The organism is Micromonospora rubida (assembly GCF_009908295.1).
In the GTDB taxonomy this organism is placed as follows: Bacteria; Actinomycetota; Actinomycetes; order Mycobacteriales; family Micromonosporaceae; genus Micromonospora; species Micromonospora rubida.
The window spans coordinates 90,096-105,678 of the sequence record NZ_JAAALO010000008.1 but is presented as its reverse complement, the minus strand read 5'-3'; the positions used below and the strand labels follow the sequence as shown (position 1 = coordinate 105,678).

The 15,583-nt window shown below is 73.4% G+C and carries 17 protein-coding genes and 1 pseudogene; 6 read left to right on the top strand and 12 right to left on the bottom strand.

Annotation, left to right across the window (positions count from 1 at the left end):
- The first annotated feature begins 192 nt into the window (after positions 1–192).
- Entirely contained in the window at positions 193–2,814 is a 2,622-nt protein-coding gene (locus GVV04_RS25460) for a glycoside hydrolase family 9 protein (protein WP_161691229.1), read from the top strand.
- A 229-nt stretch (positions 2,815–3,043) separates the two neighbouring features.
- Here GVV04_RS25460 and GVV04_RS32350 read toward each other — a convergent pair whose 3' ends face one another.
- The gene (locus GVV04_RS32350) at positions 3,044–3,196 is read right to left on the bottom strand and encodes a hypothetical protein (protein WP_201754128.1); all 153 of its coding nucleotides are present in this window, start codon (positions 3,194–3,196) and stop codon (positions 3,044–3,046) included.
- Positions 3,133–3,357 (bottom strand): GNAT family N-acetyltransferase, encoded by a 225-nt coding sequence (locus GVV04_RS34565; protein ID WP_328822583.1) that lies wholly within the window; start codon positions 3,355–3,357, stop codon positions 3,133–3,135. The genes GVV04_RS32350 and GVV04_RS34565 overlap by 64 nt, the downstream gene beginning before the upstream one ends.
- On the opposite strand from GVV04_RS34565, the gene GVV04_RS32345 reads away from it, so the two are divergent.
- Complete coding sequence (locus GVV04_RS32345) at positions 3,262–3,753, top strand: hypothetical protein (protein ID WP_201754127.1); 492 nt, start codon at positions 3,262–3,264, stop codon at positions 3,751–3,753. The genes GVV04_RS34565 and GVV04_RS32345 overlap by 96 nt on opposite strands.
- 78 nt (positions 3,754–3,831) lie before the next feature.
- On the opposite strand, the gene GVV04_RS33490 is transcribed toward GVV04_RS32345, so the two are convergent.
- From GVV04_RS33490 to GVV04_RS25425, 7 genes and pseudogenes are all read right to left on the bottom strand, one after another.
- Positions 3,832–4,521, bottom strand: a complete 690-nt coding sequence (locus GVV04_RS33490; protein ID WP_328822582.1) for a S1 family peptidase — start codon at positions 4,519–4,521, stop codon at positions 3,832–3,834.
- Between the two features lie 33 nt (positions 4,522–4,554).
- Positions 4,555–4,962 (bottom strand): annotated as a pseudogene (locus GVV04_RS34115) (snapalysin family zinc-dependent metalloprotease); the annotation flags it as partial.
- Between the two features lie 309 nt (positions 4,963–5,271).
- Positions 5,272–5,529, bottom strand: a complete 258-nt coding sequence (locus GVV04_RS25445) for a UBP-type zinc finger domain-containing protein (protein ID WP_161691225.1) — start codon at positions 5,527–5,529, stop codon at positions 5,272–5,274.
- Positions 5,529–7,100, bottom strand: a complete 1,572-nt coding sequence (locus GVV04_RS25440; RefSeq protein ID WP_161691224.1) for a Na+/H+ antiporter — start codon at positions 7,098–7,100, stop codon at positions 5,529–5,531. Before GVV04_RS25440 ends, GVV04_RS25445 begins: the two co-directional genes overlap by 1 nt.
- 28 nt (positions 7,101–7,128) lie before the next feature.
- Positions 7,129–8,091 carry a TIGR03885 family FMN-dependent LLM class oxidoreductase gene (locus GVV04_RS25435; protein ID WP_161691222.1) on the bottom strand — a complete coding sequence of 321 codons (963 nt, stop codon included), beginning with the start codon at positions 8,089–8,091 and terminating at the stop codon, positions 7,129–7,131.
- Between the two features lie 38 nt (positions 8,092–8,129).
- Positions 8,130–9,542, bottom strand: coding sequence for an NADP-dependent succinic semialdehyde dehydrogenase (locus tag GVV04_RS25430; protein ID WP_161691220.1), 1,413 nt, complete (start codon positions 9,540–9,542; stop codon positions 8,130–8,132).
- 13 nt (positions 9,543–9,555) lie between these two features.
- Positions 9,556–9,819: a DUF6343 family protein gene (locus tag GVV04_RS25425; RefSeq protein WP_161691218.1), complete on the bottom strand. Its 264-nt coding sequence runs from the start codon at positions 9,817–9,819 to the stop codon at positions 9,556–9,558.
- 178 nt (positions 9,820–9,997) lie between these two features.
- On the opposite strand from GVV04_RS25425, the gene GVV04_RS25420 reads away from it, so the two are divergent.
- Positions 9,998–10,846 (top strand): GDSL-type esterase/lipase family protein, encoded by an 849-nt coding sequence (locus GVV04_RS25420; RefSeq protein WP_161691216.1) that lies wholly within the window; start codon positions 9,998–10,000, stop codon positions 10,844–10,846.
- Between the two features lie 100 nt (positions 10,847–10,946).
- On the opposite strand, the gene GVV04_RS25415 is transcribed toward GVV04_RS25420, so the two are convergent.
- The 3 genes from GVV04_RS25415 to GVV04_RS25410 all read right to left on the bottom strand — a co-directional run bounded on the left by GVV04_RS25415 (position 10,947) and on the right by GVV04_RS25410 (position 12,988).
- Positions 10,947–11,729 carry an EcsC family protein gene (locus tag GVV04_RS25415; protein ID WP_161691214.1) on the bottom strand — a complete coding sequence of 261 codons (783 nt, stop codon included), beginning with the start codon at positions 11,727–11,729 and terminating at the stop codon, positions 10,947–10,949.
- A gap of 47 nt (positions 11,730–11,776) precedes the next feature.
- Positions 11,777–11,923, bottom strand: coding sequence for a hypothetical protein (locus tag GVV04_RS32340; RefSeq protein WP_201754126.1), 147 nt, complete (start codon positions 11,921–11,923; stop codon positions 11,777–11,779).
- An 87-nt stretch (positions 11,924–12,010) separates the two neighbouring features.
- Entirely contained in the window at positions 12,011–12,988 is a 978-nt protein-coding gene (locus tag GVV04_RS25410; protein WP_161691212.1) for a peptidase M23, read from the bottom strand.
- Positions 12,989–13,399: 411 nt separating this feature from the next.
- Between GVV04_RS25410 and GVV04_RS25405 the strand changes: the two genes are divergently transcribed.
- From GVV04_RS25405 to GVV04_RS25395, 3 genes are read left to right on the top strand one after another with little or no spacing between them, the layout of a single operon-like run.
- A complete protein-coding gene (locus tag GVV04_RS25405) occupies positions 13,400–14,320 on the top strand; it encodes a proteasome assembly chaperone family protein (protein ID WP_161691210.1) in 921 nt (306 codons plus the stop codon).
- 37 nt (positions 14,321–14,357) lie between these two features.
- Positions 14,358–15,155, top strand: coding sequence for an exodeoxyribonuclease III (locus GVV04_RS25400; protein ID WP_161691208.1), 798 nt, complete (start codon positions 14,358–14,360; stop codon positions 15,153–15,155).
- A 38-nt stretch (positions 15,156–15,193) separates the two neighbouring features.
- Positions 15,194–15,517: an antibiotic biosynthesis monooxygenase family protein gene (locus tag GVV04_RS25395; RefSeq protein ID WP_161691206.1), complete on the top strand. Its 324-nt coding sequence runs from the start codon at positions 15,194–15,196 to the stop codon at positions 15,515–15,517.
- The last annotated feature ends 66 nt before the right edge of the window (positions 15,518–15,583 follow it).

The following is a 15,583-nucleotide window of genomic DNA, read 5'->3' as shown; positions in this document are numbered from 1 at the left end:
AGTTGTCTCTAGGAGATCGCCACGACGTCGCGTGGCGCGGCGAATCTCACGTGGGCGGGCCGGGCCGACGGTGAATCCGGCCCGATAAATCCAGCCTCCTCGATTGACACGGCGGACACCCGCTGGAAATATCGGAGCGATATTGGGAGCGCTCCCAGAATCGGTGCGACCCGTCCCCCGGAAGGAACCCCCGTGACGCCATCCCGACGCCGTCGACGCCGCCTCGCGGCGCTCGCCGCGGCGACCACCCTGGCCCTCACCGGCACCACCGCCGGCATGGCCCACGCCGAGGTCCCACCGGACGCCCCCGAGCAGCTGAAGAACGGCGACTTCGGCGCCGGCGTCGCCCCCTGGTTCTCCTACGGCACCGGCCCGCTCGGCGTCACCGACGGCCGGCTCTGCGCCACCGTCCCCGGCGGGCTCGCCAACCCCTGGGACGCCGGCATCGGCCAGGACGCCGTGCCGCTGAAAGCCGGCGCCGAGTACGAGCTGGCCTTCGACCTCTCCGCCACCCCCGGGGCGAACGTCAGGGCCGTCCTCCAGCTCGGGGCCGCCCCCTACACGCAGTACGCCAGTGTGGACGCCGCCGCCACCAGCGGCAGCCAGCACTTCGCCAAGACCTTCACCGCCGGCGAGGACAACCCCGGCGCGCAGCTCATCTTCCAGGTCGGCGGTGCCGCCGCCGAGCAGACGATCTGCCTGGACAACGTCTCGCTACGCGGCGGCGAGCCGCCCCAGCCGTACGAGCCGGACACCGGCCCCCGGGTGCGGGTGAACCAGGTCGGCTACCTGCCCGGCGGCCCCAAGAACGCCACCGTGGTCACCGAGGCCACCGACCCCCTCGACTGGCAGCTCCGCTCCGCCGCCGGCGTCGTGGTGGCCGGCGGGCGGAGCACCCCGCGCGGGGTCGACGGGGCATCCGGCCAGAACGTGCAGACCGTCGACTTCTCCGCGTACCGCACCCCGGGCACCGGCTACACCCTGGTCGCCGACGGCGAGACCAGCCACCCGTTCGACATCTCCGGCACGCTCTACGACAAGCTGCGCGCCGACGCCCTCCAGTTCTTCTACATCCAGCGCAGCGGCATCGCCATCGACGGCGCCCTGGTCGGCGACGAGTACGCCCGCCCCGCCGGCCACCTCGGCGTCGCCCCCAACCAGGGCGACACCAGCGTGCCCTGCCAGCCGGGGGTCTGCGACTACTCCCTCGACGTGCGCGGCGGCTGGTACGACGCGGGCGACCACGGCAAGTACGTGGTCAACGGCGGCATCGCCACCTACCAACTGCTGAACGCCTTCGAGCGGACCAAGACGGCGGCCACCGCCGACGGCGGCGCGGGCCTGGCCGACGGCTCGCTGCGGGTGCCCGAGCGCGGCAACGGCGTGCCGGACGTCCTCGACGAGGCTCGCTGGGAGTTGGAGTTCCTGCTGCGCATGCAGGTGCCGGCCGGCAAGCCGCTGGCCGGGATGGCCCACCACAAGATCCACGACAGGAACTGGACCGGCCTGCCGCTCGACCCGGCCGCCGACCCGCAGCCGCGCGAGCTGCACCCGCCGTCCACCGCCGCCACCCTCAACCTGGCCGCCGTCGCCGCCCAGTGCGCCCGGCTGTTCGCCCCGTACGACACGGCGTTCGCCACCCGCTGCGGCACCGCCGCGAAGACCGCGTACGCGGCGGCCAAGGCCCACCCTGCGGTGTACGCCAGCCCGGCCGACTCCACCGGCGGCGGCGCGTACGACGACACCGACGTCAGCGACGAGTTCTACTGGGCCGCGGCGGAGCTGTACCTGACCACCGGTCAGCCGGCGTACCTGACCGACGTGACCGCTTCGAGGCACCACACCGGCGCGGTCTTCGGCGACCAGGGCTTCGGCTGGCAGGGCGTCGCCGCGCTGGGCCGGCTCGACCTGGCCACCGTGCCCAGCGGCCTGCCCACCGTCGACCGGAACCGAGCACGCGCCTCGGTGACCGCCGCCGCCGACCGCTACCTGGAGATCCTGCGCGGCCAGGCGTACGGGCTGCCGATGCCCGGCGACGCCGCCAGCTACTTCTGGGGCGCCAACGGCAACATCGCCAACAACGCGGCCGTGCTGGGCACCGCCTTCGACCTGACCCGGGACGCGAAATACCGGGACGGGGCGGTGCAGGCGGCGGACTACCTGTTCGGCCGCAACGCGCTCAACATCTCGTACGTCACCGGCTGGGGCGAGCACGCCGCGCGGAACCAGCACAGCCGCATGTACGGCAACCAGTTCGACCCGACCCTGCCGAACCCGCCGGTCGGCTCACTCGCCGGTGGCGCGAACGCCGCCCTCCAGGACCCGTTCTCGGCGAACCTGCTGGCCGGCTGCGAGCCGCAGTTCTGCTACATCGACGACATCAACTCGTACTCGACCAACGAGGTGGCGATCAACTGGAACTCGGCGCTGGCCTGGCTGGCCTCGTTCCTCGCCGACCAGGACGACGCAGCGGCCGTCCCCGCCCCGACCTGCGCCGTGACGTACACCAACTACGGCACCTGGCAGGGCGGGACCGGGTTCACCGCCCAGGTGACCATCCGCAACACGGGCCCCGCCACGGTGAACGGCTGGACCGCCCGGTTCGCGTTCACCGGTGACCAGCGGGTGCGGGAGGCATGGATGGCGAAGGTGACCCAGTCCGGGGCCACGGTGACGGCCAGGAACGAGTCGTACAACGCCCGAATCGCCCCGGGCGCCACCGCCACCTTCGGCTTCAACGCGACCACCGCCGGCGGCGCCAACCCCGCCCCCACCCTGATCACGATCAACAACTCCCCCTGCACCCTCTCCTAACCCCCCACCCCACCCCACCCCACCCCAGACGGCAAGCTCACCCCGCCCCGCCCCGCCCGCGCCCACCGCGCCCGCCCCGCCCCGCCCGCGCAAATTCACGGAATTAGTGGCCTTTCCGCGCTGCAGAGCCACGAATTCCGTGTATTTGCACGAGTCATTCGCCGCGACGGGTCTTGGAAGCGGCGGGCGGGGCGGGGGCGGGGCGGGGTCAGGGCGGGGCGGGGCGGGGTCAGGGCGCCGGGCGGCGCATCGCCAGCCGGGCTGCCGGGTCGAGCCCCAGTGCCGCCTCGGCGGCCAGCATCGCGGCGAGGCCCGGCGTCAGCTCGTCCGGTTCCAGTTTCCGGAAGCCGTAACGGGCGTAGTACGGCGCGTTCCACGGCACGGCACGGCGCGGAAGGTGGTGAGCGTGAGCGCCGGCAGCCCTCGCCCGGCGGCCCAGGCGGAGACGTGGTCGAGCAGGACGGCTCCGATGCGACGTCGGGCGAGGTCCGGGTGCACGCTGAGCTGCTGCACATTGGCGGCACCGTCGACCAGATCGACCACCACGAAGGCGACCGGGTCGCCCGCCGGGTCAGCGCCCGGACCGCCGCCCGGCTCACCAGCCCGGGCAACGGCCGGGACGGCGGACAGATCCGCTGCCGGGGTGGCAGCCACCCAGACACGGCCGGCATGCCGGTACGCGGCGAGGGCGGCCAGGGGCAGCGGTGGCATGTCGGCAATCTCCGCCATCCCGATCTCGCGGAACGGTTCCCCCGAGTCCACCTCGATCCGCTGAAGCGCAACAAGTTCCCCACCGTCGCGGCTCGCACCCGTACCGGTTCCATGCCCGACACCCCACCAAGTGGCCACCCGGGCAACAACCGGCTTTGCCCTGCACGGGGCCGGGGCGCCCGCTCCCCTCGACTTACGGGAGGAGCGGGCGCCCCGGTGACGCGGTGACGCCGGGTGACGCGGTGACGCGGGTTACCCGGTGACGCGGGTTACCCGGTGACGCTGCAACACGGTGACCCGCCAGGATCAGGCGGGGAGGCCGCCGACCTGGGTGTTGATCCACGAGCGGATCGACGGGAGGTCACCGTAGATGGACGGGCCGGTGGCGCAGGTGGAGTTGTTGTTGCCGGCCCGACTGGTCGCGCCGATCAGGTTCCACACGCCGCTGACCTTGCGCACCTGAGGGCCGCCGGAGTCGCCGTAGCAGGCGCCGGCGACGCCGCCGGTGTTGTTGGTGCAGATCTCGTACGTGGCGTTGATGCCGCTGCACCGGCTGTCGGCCACGATCGAGGTGTCCAGTTCCCGGGCCACGGTCGGCGCGGAGCCGCAGCCGGACGTCGGGCAGGTCTGGCCCCAGCCGATGATCCGGGTGGCGGTGCCCACCGCTCCCGAGGTGGTCGGGATCGTGGCCGGCGCGTGGCTGACCGAGCTGGCGAGCTGGAACAGCTTGACGTCGATCGACGGGTGGCTGACCGCCCGGCTCACCGAGGCGACGGTGCCGCCGCTGGTGCGGTTGGTGCTGCCCACCCGCACCGAGGCCGGCGTCGGGCAGTGCTTCGCGGTGACCACCCAGTTGGCCTTGATCAGCGAGGCGGTGCAGCCGGAGCTGTACACCAGGAAGGAGTAGTTCTCCGAGGCGGTGACGCCGCCGACGATGTTCGGCGTGATGTCCCCGTCGGCCTCCTCGCCGTTCCAGACGTACGTCTTCTCGGCGATCGACGCGGCGGCGAGGCTGCCGGCGAACAGCGAGTTGACCCGGGACGCCTCGGCGGCGCTGGGGTTCGCGTTGGTGCAGGACACCGGCGCGCTGCTGCCCGACATCAGGTCGGTGCAGAGCCCGGTGCGCTTGTCGGGCAGGCCGAGGATGTGGCCGATCTCGTGGGTGGCGATCCGGGTCCGGTTGTAGCCCTGGTTGACCGCCTCCCAGCCCATCCACACCCGGCCGTTGCCGAGCGACGTCGTCTGCGCCCGGGGCCAGCCGTTGTCGACGTAGATGGTGATGTTGCCCGGGGTGGCGGGCAGCAGCCGGACGGTGCTGACCTTGCTGTTCCAGATCTGGGCGGCCTGGTCGAAGTTGGTGCGGAACTCGCCGGTTCGGCTGGCGTCGTAGTAGACGGTGCGGACGGCGGACGCGCTGGTGCCGGTGGCGGCCAGCATGCCGGCCGCGGACAGGACCACCGCGGCCACGGCTCCCACCGTGCGCAGCAGGTGTCGTCGGATCACGCGCACTCCTCTGGATCACGGCGGCGCTGCCGCCTCCATCGATGTGCGTCGACAATAGATCGGCCTCGGTCGATCCGCCGCATAACGGTTGCGTCATACGAGCCGTGTCGGAAACCATGATCGTCTGACGGTTACGGAGACGACACGCCGGGCGGAGTGTCGGTAGACATCAGACGATCATCGAAAACGCCAGGCGACCACGCACGGCGAGAGGCGTCAGCCGACCACGGGGCGCGAGAGCCGTCAGCCGATCTCCTCGTCGACGAAGCACCAGCGCCACGTCTCCCCCGGCTGGATCGAGCGCATCACCGGGTGCCCGGTGGCCTCGAAGTGCTTCGTCGCGTGCTGGTACGGCGAGGAGTCGCAGCAGCCGACCTGCCCGCAGGCCAGGCAGGCCCGCAGGTGCACCCAGTCGTCGTTGCCGACGGCAACGCAGTCGGGGCACTCCGCCGTGGTCAGCGGCTCGACGGCACCCGCCTCGGTGAGATGCTGACAGCTCATCAATCGGTCTCCTGTCGCAGCAACGACTCCTCCAGGTCCAGGTCACGGTAGGCCCGCACCAGCACCTCCTCGGGAATCCGGCCGGCGTCGCGGGCGGCCCGGAACACCTCCCGCTCCGCGTCGATCATCTCCTGCCGCAGCCGACCGTACGCCAGGGACGGGGTTTCCCGATCGACGCCACCCAGCCGCTCCCAGGCCAGGTTGGTGCGCTCCTCCAGCCCTCGGCGCAGCCGGTCCACGACGGCCTTCGGCGCGCTGTCCGCCAGCGCGTCGAGCCGCTCCCGGGCGGCCCGGCTGGCCTGCTGCTGGACGCCGGCCGCGGAGAGCGCGTCCTGCATCGGGTCGTCCGGCGGCAGCCTGAGCCGGCGGGCCACCGCCGGCAGGGTGGCGCCCTGGGCGACCAACGTCACCACGATCACGGCGAAGGCCAGCCAGATGAACAGCTCCCGGGGGTAGGGGCGGTCCTGCGCGAGGGTGAGCGGCAGGGCCAGCGCGGCGGCCAGGGTCACCACGCCGCGCATCCCGGCCCAGCCGATGACGATCGGGAACTTCACCGACGCCCCCGTCTCGCGCTGCCGGACCCGGGGCACCAGCCGGGCCAGGTACGTGGCCGGGAAGAGCCAGACGAACCGGGCCACGATGACGGTCGCCAGCACCGCCGCGGTGATCGCGATCAGGAAGCCGAACGGCTCGTCGAGGTCCCGCACCACCTCGCGCAGTTGCAGGCCGACGAGGAGGAAGACCAGCCCTTCCAGCAGGAACCGGGTCAGTCGCCAGAACGCGCCGATCTGGAGGCGGGAGGCCGCCGACATCAGCAGCGGCATCTTGTGCCCGATCCCGAGCCCGGTCACCACCACCGCGACCACCCCGGAGGCGTGGATCGCCTCGGCGGCGAAGACCACCGCGAACGGCACGATCAGCGACAGTGCGTTGTCCAGCACGGCGTCGCTGATCCGCTTGTGCAGGAACCCGAAGACCACCACGCCGGCCAGCCCGACCAGGATGCCGCCGCCGGTGGCGGCCACCACCTCCCAGGCCACGTCGCCGACCCCGACCGAGGTGCCGATCGTCGCCATCGTGGCCACCCGCAGCAGCACCAGCGCGGTGGCGTCGTTGATCAGGCTCTCGCCCTCGAGGATGGTCACCACCCGGCGGGGCAGCCCGATCCGCCGGGCGATCGCGGTGGCGGCCACCGCGTCCGGCGGGGCCACCACCGCGCCGAGGGCCAGGCAGACCGCGAACGGCACCGCCGGCAGCAGCGCGTGCACGACGACGCCGACGGCGAACGCCGTGAAGATCACCAGCCCGACGGCGAGCAGCAGGATCGGCCGCAGGTTCAGCCGGAACGCCGGCACCGACGTCTCCAGGGCCGCCACGTACAGCAGCGGCGGCAGGATGCCCACCAGCACCAGGTCCGGGTCGAGCCGGACGTGGGGGAAGCCGGGCACGAAGGAGAGCACGAGGCCGACCACCACCAGCACGATCGGCGCGAGCAGGCCCAGCTTGCGGGCCAGCGCCGCGCCGAGCGTCGCGATCGCGAGGAAGACGACGACCTCGAACAGTGACTCCATGGGGTACGAGCCTAGAGCCCGACCCGCATCACACCGCCCGCACCTTCGGCAGCACCTCGGCGCCGAAGGTGTCGATGAAGGCCCGCTGCTCCTGCCCGACGTGGTGCAGGGCGATCTGGTCGAAGCCCAGCTCCAGGTACTCCTCCAGCCAGCCGACGTGCCGGCCCGGGTCGGCCGAGACGTTGACCGTCGAGGTGACCTTCGCCATCGGCACGTCGGCGGAGACGGCGTCGAAGTGCTCGGCCGTCTCCAGGTCCCAGCAGATCGGCGGGGCGAACACGTTGCTGCGCCACTGGTCGTACGCGAGGGCCTCGGCCTCGGCCTGGTCGGGCGCCCAGCTCACGTGCACCTGGAGGTGCAGCGGCCCCCGGCCGCCCGCGTCCCGGTAGGCGTCGATCATCTGTCGCAGGTGATCCGTGGGGGCGTTCACGGTGATCAGGCCGTCGGCCCACTCGGCGCACCAGCGGGCGGTGGCCACGCTGACGGCCGCGCCGATCAGCGCGGGCGGCTCCTCGGGCCGGGTCCACAGCCTCGCCCGGTCGACGGTCACCAGGCCGTCGTGGCTGACCTCCTCGCCGGCCAGCAGCGCCCGGATCACGTCGACGCACTCGCGCAGCCGGGCGGTGCGGACGTCCTTGCGCGGCCAGGCGTCCCCGGTGATGTGCTCGTTGCTGGCCTCGCCGGTGCCCAGGGCCGCCCAGAACCGGCCCGGGTACATCGCCCCGAGGGTGCCGATCGCCTGCGCGATGATCGCCGGGTGGTACCGCTGGCCGGGCGCGTTGACCACGCCGAAGGGCAGGTTCGTGGCCTGGAGGGCGGCGCCGAGCCAGGACCAGGCGAACCCGGACTCGCCCTGCCGGGCGCTCCACGGGGAGAAGTGGTCCGAGGACATGGCGGCGTCGAAGCCCGCCCGCTCGGCGTGGATCACCGCCTCCAGCAGCTTGGCCGGGTGGATCTGCTCGTGGGACGCGTGGAAGCCGAACACCGTCATGAACGCACCTCCTACCCATGACGGGGTCCGGCCAATCGCTACTCGGCGTGCGCCCCGGCGCCGGCCGACGCCTCGCCCCGGCCCACCCAGACGGTCTTGGTGTTGCAGAACTCGCGCATGCCCAGCGCGGACAGCTCCCGGCCGTACCCGGAGTTCTTCACCCCACCGAAGGGCAGTTCCGGGTACGAGGTGGTCATCCCGTTGACGAAGACGCTGCCGGCGTCCAGGTCGGTGGCGAAGCGCTCCTGCTCGTCCGGGTCGGTGGTCCAGGCGTTGGAGCCGAGGCCGAACGCGGTGCCGTTGGCCACCTCGATGGCCTCGGCGTACGAGGAGACCCGGTACAGCCCGGCGACCGGCCCGAACACCTCCTCGGTCCACATCCGCATCTGCGGGGTCAGGTCGGTGACCACGGTCGGCGGGTAGAACCAGCCGTCCCCGGCCGGCTTCTCGCCGCCGCACAGCACCGTGGCGCCGTGGTCGGCGGCGTCCCGCACCTGGGCGTGGACCTCGTCCCGGCCGCCGGGGCTGGCCAGCGGCCCCACGTCGGTGCCGGCGTCCATCGGGTCGCCGACCCGCAGCGCGGCCATGTTCGCGGCGAACTTCTCGGCGAACGCGTCGAAGACGTCGGTGTGCACGATGAACCGCTTCGCGGCGATGCAGGACTGGCCGTTGTTCTGGCAGCGGGCGGTGGTGGCGACCTCGGCGGCCCGGTCCAGGTCGGCCGAGGGCATCACCACGAAGGGGTCGCTGCCGCCCAGTTCCAGCACGGTCTTCTTCAGCTCCCGGCCGGCGATCTGGGCGATCGACCGGCCGGCGCGCTCGCTGCCGGTGAGGGTGGCGGCGCGCACCCTCGGGTCGCTGAGGATCCGGTCCACCGCGTCCGAGCCGACGAGCAGGGTGGTGAACGCGCCCTCCGCGAAGCCGGCCCGGCGGAACAGGCCCTCCAGGTACAGGGCGGTCTGCGGCACGTTCGAGGCGTGCTTGAGCAGGCCGGTGTTGCCGGCCATCAGCGCCGGGGCGGCGAACCGCATGACCTGCCAGAGCGGGAAGTTCCACGGCATCACCGCCAGCACCGGCCCGATCGGCTGGTACCGGACGAACGCGCGGATGGCGTTGACGGCGCGGGCGTCGGCCGGCTCGTCGGCGAGCATCCGCTCGGCGTGCGCGGCGTAGAACCGGCAGGCCGACGCGCACTTGGTCACCTCGGCCTGCGCGGCGGCGTACGTCTTGCCCATCTCGGTGGTCATCAGCCGGGCGGTGTCGTCGCGTTCGGCGTCGAGCAGGTCGGCGGCGGCACTCAGCCACCGTCCCCGCTGCGCGACGGTGGTCCGGTGCAGGTCCCGAAAGGCCAGGTCGGCCCGCTCGATGGCCGCGTCGATCTGCTCGGTCGACATCGGGTCGTACGACTTGAGCACCTGCCCGGTGGCGGGGTTGGTGGTGGCGATGGGCATTCTCGTACTCCTGTCACTCGAACAGCGAGTGCCGCGCGCCCGGCTGCTCCCGGCGGCGCGCGGCCCGACGGCGCTGGATGACGAAGAGGTCGACCACGGCGACGGCGCCGAAGACCGCGCAGACCACGCCCAGCCACACCAGGTCGGCCCAGAACGCCAACCCGGCGAAGACCACCATGGTCACCAGCCCGAAGCCGGCGAGCGCGAGGCGAAGGTTGAGCGCGCTGTACGCGTGACCCACCGTCCCGCGGGCACGTCGGGGTTGCGATCTCGTCATCCCTGCGGGCTACCCCCGTTGGGCGCGGTTAACCGACCCGGCCGCACCGCATGCCCTTTACCACTCGCTGGGCGACGACGGGGCAGACTGCCGGAAAGCCGACAGGAGGCCACCTCCCGACCCGGTGTCCCGCATAGGGTTACCGCGCTGTCGCACTCCGCCGCGGGACTGGGGAATCATGCCTCGACGCTGGGTCGCCGCCGTCGCCTGCCTGGCGGCCCTGGTCGCGCTCGCCTGCGAGGACGGGGGCAGCGCCCAGCCCCGGCCGCCGGGCGGGTCGCCCGCGCCCGGCACGCCGGCCGCGATGGCCGCCCTCGGTGACTCGATCAGCGCCGGCTTCGGCTCCTGCCTGATGCTCAACTCGTGCGAGCGCAACTCCTGGTCGACCGGGGACGGGCTGCGGGTGGACAGCCACTACCAGCGGCTGGTCGACCGGAACCCGAAGCTGCGCGGGAAGGCGTACAACCACGCCACGCCCGGCGCCCGGGCCGCGGCGCTGGCCGGGCAGGCCGAGGCGGCGGTACGCGACCGCGCCGACTACGTCACGGTGCTGATCGGCGCGAACGACGTGTGCCGCGACGACGTCGACGCGATGACCCCGGTGGCCACCTTCCGCAGTGAGGTGGACCGGGCCCTGCGGGTGCTGCGCAAGGGTCGCCCGAAGGCGCGGGTGCTGGTGGTCAGCATCCCCGACCTCTACCGGCTGTGGGAGGTCGGGCACACGGACTCCCGGGCGGTGCGGGCCTGGCGGCACGGCATCTGCCCGGCGCTGCTGGCCGACGCGACCTCGACCGCGCCCGCCGCCGTGGCCCGCCGGGCCAGGGTGCGGGACCGGATCGACGCCTACAACGCGCAGTTGAAGGCGGCCTGCCGGGCGCACGGTTCGCGCTGCCGGTACGACGGCGGCGCGGTGCACCGGGTGCGCTTCACCCTCGACCTGGTGAACGCGCTGGACTGGTTCCACCCCAACGTCGCCGGGCAGGGCCGGCTGGCGGACGCGACCTGGCGGGCCGCCGGCTTCGACTGAGCCCGGGCGCACGTCTTACTGAGCCCCGGGGCCCGGGCCACGATCGTCTGACCTTCACCGGCACCCCGCCCAACGCGTCGCGCCGGTTCCCGTCAGACGATCACGCCGAGCCCGAGCCCGAGCCCGCACCCGAGCCGGTGATGCCCCTGCTGCGGTAGAGCTGCCGGGAGCGCTCGGCGAGGTCCTTGGTGGCCGACGAGTTGGCCCACGTGCCGAGGATGATCGCCGCGCCCGGGATCACCTTGGCGAAGACCCGCTTCGCCGCCCGCACCCCGGCCATCTGGGCCAGCCGCACGCCCAGCCGCATCATCGTCTTGCCCAGCGCGTTCTGCCCTCCGGAGCCGAACAGCGCCCCGGCCCGTTCCCGCCCGGCGGCCACCCCCAGCGCCAGCCGGGCGCTCTCGGCGACCTTGTGCACCTTCTGCAGCACCAGCAGGTCGGTGGCCCGCTCGGGGTGGGTCGGGTCGACCCCGTGGGCCGCCGCGATGTGCAGCACCATCCGGGCCTGCGTCCAGGCCAGCACCCCGACGTCGAGCACCGCGCCGGGCAGCCCGGCCGCGCCCGAGACCGCGCCGGAGAGCCGGGCCCGGTTGACGAACTTGCGGACCGCCTGGTCGGCCAGTTCCTCGGCCGGCACGCCCGGCCGCTCCGCCCGCGCCCGCGCCGCCCACCGGGACGCCTCGGGCCCGAGCCGGCGCACCGCCTCCAGGGCGAGGTGCTCCGGGGCGTACTGCGGGTCCTCCCGCATCCGGTCCCAGAGCCGGGCCGGCGGCGCCTCCGGGGCGTCCTGGGCGGCGGTCGGGGCCAACACCGGTGGGCGCGGCGCGGCCGGCTCCGGGGCGGGGGCGCTGGGCTGGCCGTCGACGGGGGCGGGGTCGGTCACGGAGGCTCCCGGGGGTCGGTGACGTGCGGGTACGACGGCGCCGGCGCTCAGCGCCGGGTGGACAGGCGGGAGGCCAACTGCTTCAGCTTGCGCTGCGTCTCCGGCTTCGCCATCTCGCGGCGGCCCCGATCGACGATCTTCTGCCCTTGCGGGGAACGGAGGAACCGGCTGATCCGCTGAACCAGTGCTGACATGTCGTCCTCCTATAGGTCGCCTCCACCATGTGTACCCCGTGGGGGCAACTTACATGCGTCCACTGTGGTCGTTGCGGCGCCCGGGGATCACTTCACGGCGGCCAGGTGGGCGTCGACCACTTTGGCCGCCCGCCACTCGTGCTGGGCGTACAGGTCCGGATACGCCGAGATCTGCACGGCCTGGGCCGCCACGGTCAGCGGCAGGTCCCGCCAGCCGGGGATCTGCTGGAGCGCGGCGAGGAACTGCCGGGTGGCGAACGCCGGGTCCATGAGCTGGCCCACCTCGCCCCAGCCGCTGCTGGCCCGCTGCTGGAACAGCCCGACCGAGTCGTGGTCCCAGCCGACCCCCTGGTGCGGGTACTCCTGCGACTCGGGCAGCACGCCGCTGGCCACGTTGTAGAGGTTGCTCTCCTGCATCGCGGTCGCCACGGCGATGACCAGCCCTCTGCGGGGCACCCCCATCGCCCGGCCGGTGCGCACGATCACCTTCGCGTTGGCCATCTGCACCTTGGTCAGCCCGGCGACCGGGGCGGGATCGGCCGGGCGCGCGGGCTGCTTGCGGGGGGCCGGCGCGCGGGTGGTGTCCGGATCGGCGGTGGTGGCGGACGGGCTGACGGTCGCGGACGGGGTCGTCGCGGACACCCGGTCCAGCGACCGGGAGGCGGCGTCGGCGGCGTCGGCGGCGGCACGCCGCTCCAGGTCGGCGTCGGCGACGGCCGCCCGGGCAGCGGTGTCCGCCCCCGTCTCCTGCCGGGCCTGGGCCAGGGCGGCAAGGCCGAGGCAGCAGGTCACGCCGGCGGCCAGGGCGACCGCGGTCCGGCCGGGCCGACGCGACGGGCCGCCGGGGGCGGCGGGACCGGCCGCGAAACGGCCGAGGGCGAGCAGGTTACGCAACCGACCGGAGCGGGTAGTCGTACCGCCAGGGGAAGGAATCCGGTGGTACTCGGGGCGGGTGCCGTCGGTGGCGGTGGTAGTAGCTGGCCGTTCGGACGAGGTGGTAACGTCCGAACGGCCAGCCGCCACGCCCGGGTTCTGCTGGTCGTCGAGGGTGCCGTCGTCACGCATCCGCCGACACTAGGCGGGGCAAATCAGGATGACTCGGGGCCAGCGGGTGGCCATCGTCACACTTCCGCCCGACGCGCTGGGCAACTCGGCAGTCGGCGGGCCACCCCGGCAGGAGCCGGGCGGACCGGACGAACCTCCGGGACCGGTGGAGGCACGCCGAGCCGGGCAGCCAACGCCCACGAAGACCGGGAAGACCGCCCCCTCCCCCGTTCGGCCGACGCCCGATCGGCCGTCCGGCCCCGGGAGGGACGGGCGAAGCCGCCGGAGCGGGGTGTTCACCTAATTGTGATCATGAACCTTCCCGAGAGACCGTCGACGCAGGAATGCACGAGGATGGCGGGTACGTTCCCCGAACCGGGAGCTGTGCGCGGCACGGCACCCCGTTGGCACATTCCAGGGAGGTCCGCACCGGTGCTCGACCCACACGAGCTCTACGAACTCTCCGACGAGCTGCCCGACCTCGGGCAGCCGGTCCTCATCCAGGCCCTCACCGGCTTCGTCGACGCCGGCAGCGCCACCCGGCTGGCCCGGGAGCAGCTGCTCACCTCCCTCGACGCGCGCCCGGTCGCCCGCTTCGACGTCGACCAGCTCTACGACTACCGGTCCCGGCGCCCGCCGATGACCTTCGTCGAGGACCACTGGGCGGAGTACGACGCGCCGACGCTGGAGGTGCACCTGCTGCACGACGACGACGAGACGCCGTTCCTGCTGCTCACCGGCCCGGAGCCGGACCTGCAGTGGGAGCGGTTCGCCGCCGCCGTCGGAGGGCTGGCGGCCCGGCTGGACGTCCGGCTCACCGTCGGTCTCAACTCGATCCCGATGGCGGTGCCGCACACCCGGCCGACCGGGGTCACCGCGCACGCCACGAGACCCGAGCTGATCTCCGGGTACGAGCCGTGGCTGCAACGCGTCCAGGTCCCCGGCAGCGTCGGGCACCTGCTGGAGTTCCGCCTCGGCGAGCAGGGCCGCGACGCGCTCGGCTTCTCCGCCCACGTGCCGCACTACGTCGCCCAGACCGAGTACCCGGCCGCCGCCGAGGTGCTGCTCGCCTCCGTGTCCCGCAGCACCGGGCTGCTGCTGCCCCGCGACGGGCTGCGCTCGGCCGCCGAGGTGGTCCGAGTGGAGATCGACCGGCAGGTCGCGCAGACCGAGGACGCCGCCGCCCTCGTCTCGGCCCTGGAGGAGCAGTACGACGCGTTCGCCCGGGGCCGGGGCGAGAAGAACCTGCTGGCCGCCGAGGTCGGTCCCCTGCCCACCGCCGACGAGCTCGGCGCGGAGCTGGAGCGGTTCCTGGCCGAGCAGGGCCGACCGGGCGACACCCCGGGGAGCTGACCCGGCGGCCGGGGCGGGGATGGGGCAGGCTGGTGGCATGCGCCTGGCGACCTGGAACGTGAACTCGGTGAAGGCCCGCCTGCCCCGGCTGCTGGACTGGCTGGCCGCCACCGGCCCCGACATCGTCTGCCTCCAGGAGACCAAGTGCCCCGACGGGGCGTTCCCGGTGGCCGAGGTCGGCGAGCTGGGCTACACGGTGGCCAGCCACAGCGACGGCCGGTGGAACGGGGTGGCGATCCTGTCCCGGGTCGGGCTGGCCGACGTGACCGTCGGCTTCCCCGACGAGCCGGGCTTCCCCGCACCGGAGGCCCGCGCCATCTCGGCCACCTGCGCCGGGCTGCGGGTCTGGTCGGTGTACGTGCCCAACGGCCGCGCCGTCGACGACCCGCACTACGCGTACAAGCTGGCCTGGTTCGCCGGGTTGCGCGACGCGCTGGAGCGGGAGCTGGCCGGCGGGCTGCCGCTGGCGGTCTGCGGCGACTTCAACGTGGCCCCCACCGACGCCGACGTCTGGGACCCGGCGCTCTTCGCGGCCTCCACCCACGTCACCCCGGCCGAGCGGGCCGCCCTCGCGGCGCTGCGCGACCTCGGGCTGCGCGACGTGGTGCCGACGGCGATGAAGGGCCCGCACCCCTACACGTACTGGGACTACCGCGCCGGGATGTTCCACCAGAACAAGGGCATGAGAATCGACCTGGTGTACGCGTCCGCGCCGTTCGCCGACGCGGTCCACGCCGCCTACGTGGACCGGGAGGCCCGCAAGGGCAAGGGCCCCTCGGACCACGCCCCGATCGTGGTGGATGCCGACCTGGTCCCGGTCGCTCCGCCGCGCTGACCCCCGCCGCTTCGCGCGGCGGCGGTTAGGGTGGGGCCATGGCAGTCGTGAAGATCAACGCAATCGATGTTCCGGACGGCGCGGGCGAGGAGCTGGAGAAGCGGTTCGCCGCCCGGGCCGGCGCGGTGGAGGGCTCCCCCGGTTTCCTCGGCTTCGAGCTGCTGCGCCCGGTGGCCGGCGACACGCGCTACTTCGTCTACACAAAATGGGAGAACGAAGAGGCTTACCAGGCGTGGGCGGCCGGGCCGTCCCGGGCCGCCCACGCCGGCGGCGGCGAGGGTGGCGAGCAGCGGCGGCCGGTGGCCTCCGGCGCGAGCCTGCTGGAGTTCGACGTGGTCCTGCAGGTGTCGCCCCGGCGCTGATCCGGATCAGCGAGTCGGCACGGGTGGTAGGCCCTCATCCGCCTGCCTCGATTACGGGCCTGGCAC

Excerpts from the sequence above, each read along its gene's own strand:
- GVV04_RS25445 (WP_161691225.1), bottom strand. The coding sequence starts at position 5,529 with ATGAGCTGTCAGCATCTCACCGAGGCGGGTGCCGTCGAGCCGCTGACC.
- GVV04_RS25440 (WP_161691224.1), bottom strand. The coding sequence starts at position 7,100 with ATGGAGTCACTGTTCGAGGTCGTCGTCTTCCTCGCGATCGCGACGCTC.
- GVV04_RS25435 (WP_161691222.1), bottom strand. The coding sequence starts at position 8,091 with ATGACGGTGTTCGGCTTCCACGCGTCCCACGAGCAGATCCACCCGGCC.
- GVV04_RS25430 (WP_161691220.1), bottom strand. The coding sequence starts at position 9,542 with ATGCCCATCGCCACCACCAACCCCGCCACCGGGCAGGTGCTCAAGTCG.
- GVV04_RS25425 (WP_161691218.1), bottom strand. The coding sequence starts at position 9,819 with ATGACGAGATCGCAACCCCGACGTGCCCGCGGGACGGTGGGTCACGCG.
- GVV04_RS25420 (WP_161691216.1), top strand. The coding sequence starts at position 9,998 with ATGCCTCGACGCTGGGTCGCCGCCGTCGCCTGCCTGGCGGCCCTGGTC.
- GVV04_RS32340 (WP_201754126.1), bottom strand. The coding sequence starts at position 11,923 with ATGTCAGCACTGGTTCAGCGGATCAGCCGGTTCCTCCGTTCCCCGCAA.
- GVV04_RS25410 (WP_161691212.1), bottom strand. The coding sequence starts at position 12,988 with ATGCGTGACGACGGCACCCTCGACGACCAGCAGAACCCGGGCGTGGCG.
- GVV04_RS25400 (WP_161691208.1), top strand. The coding sequence starts at position 14,358 with ATGCGCCTGGCGACCTGGAACGTGAACTCGGTGAAGGCCCGCCTGCCC.
- GVV04_RS25395 (WP_161691206.1), top strand. The coding sequence starts at position 15,194 with ATGGCAGTCGTGAAGATCAACGCAATCGATGTTCCGGACGGCGCGGGC.